Here is a 789-nt window from a genome sequence, read left to right as displayed (position 1 = left end):
CTTCCAGTAGCAGCGCAAACGAAATACGACAGTGTTGTAGCTGGCTATCTGGCAAAAGGTTATGAAGTGGCTTCTCAGGACGCTCTGCCAAGTCAATTCGACACCGACAGCAGTGTGGATCAAAATGTAGTTGTTCGCTTGAAACACGGCACAACTGAATCCCAAGAAAGCAAGTCTGTGAATCTGACTGTTCGTTACCACGGTGCTGGGGAACAAACACCAGAAGATAAGGTGCAAACAGCGACTTGGACTCGTACCGTGACGACAGACAAGGTGAATGGCCAACCAGTTTCTGCCACAGCTTGGACAAGCGACAAAGCTAACTATGACGCTGTGCCGTCGCCAGTGATTCCAGGTTACAGCGTAGACATTGCGACTGTTCCAGCAGAAGCAGTTACCCAAGAAAATATTGTTAAGGATGTGCACTACAGCGCAGTGCCGACAACTCCAGAGGTTCCTGATACTCCAGTTAAGCCAGAGCCTCCAGTGACACCGATCACTCCAACACAACCAAAAGCGCAAACGACTCCAGCACCAGTTCTTCCACGTACAGGTGAGGATACTGAGAATGCGAAAGTTATGACGGCAGCAGGAATAGGAGCGCTATTGACGCTGATTGGTATTGGAACTCGCCGTAAAAAAGAAGATTGAGATCTCTAATCCATTCTTTTTGGCTAATAGGTGATAAATTCTAGCACCGAGAGAGAACGCAAGTTCTCTCTTTTTTGGCTCTTTGTCAACTGTAGTGGGTTAACGAAAAGTCATACTCTGGAGAGGACCGAATTGGTT

At 47.7% G+C, this 789-nt stretch carries 1 protein-coding gene; it reads left to right on the top strand.

The window, feature by feature from the left end; genetic code table 11:
• Positions 1 to 651: mucin-binding protein (locus STRDD04_RS08080; protein ID WP_156469078.1), on the top strand; the 651-nt coding region annotated here is incomplete at its 5' end.
• Positions 652 to 789: the final 138 nt, after the last annotated feature.

It is taken from the genome of Streptococcus sp. DD04, assembly GCF_001578725.1.
Classification (GTDB): domain Bacteria; phylum Bacillota; class Bacilli; order Lactobacillales; family Streptococcaceae; genus Streptococcus; species Streptococcus sinensis.
Note: the sequence above shows the minus strand (reverse complement) of the source record. Positions and strands in the feature narration are given on the sequence as shown.